This window comes from Saccharothrix sp. ST-888, assembly GCF_000955975.1.
Taxonomy (GTDB): domain Bacteria; phylum Actinomycetota; class Actinomycetes; order Streptomycetales; family Streptomycetaceae; genus Kitasatospora.
Genome location: NZ_JYJF01000454.1, coordinates 1 through 379 on the forward strand (window position 1 = coordinate 1; position 379 = coordinate 379).

The 379-nt window shown below is 69.9% G+C and carries 1 protein-coding gene; it reads left to right on the forward strand.

Annotated elements, in window-relative coordinates; genetic code table 11:
• Positions 1 to 131: 131 nt before the first annotated feature.
• Entirely contained in the window at positions 132 to 266 is a 135-nt protein-coding gene (locus UK12_RS44850) for a hypothetical protein (RefSeq protein WP_331386677.1), read from the forward strand.
• Positions 267 to 379 lie beyond the last annotated feature (113 nt).

The following is a 379-nucleotide window of genomic DNA, read 5'->3' on the forward strand; positions in this document are numbered from 1 at the left end:
GCGCGGACGCGCCCGCGCGCAGCCGCCTGTTCCCCGGGCTCGCCCGGCACAACCGGCTCTACTTCTTCCACTCCTACGTCGTCCGCCGCTGCTAGCTGAAGTCCCACAACGAGGGGCTGACCGCCCCGCTGGTGACCGGGGCCACCCACGGGCAGCCCTTCGTGGCCGCGTTCGAAGCCGGCCCGCCCTGGGCCACCCAGTTCAATCCCGAGAATTCCGGCGACGCCGGCGCCGCGCTGCTGACCAACTGGGTCAACACCCTCTAACGTCCTTCGAAGCCAGGAAGGTGGTACACGATGAGCCGCCTGGAACTGCTCCCGCCCGCCAACTTCCGCAAGGTTCAGCCGTTCCGCCTGGTCAAGGCCGCCTCCGGCACCGA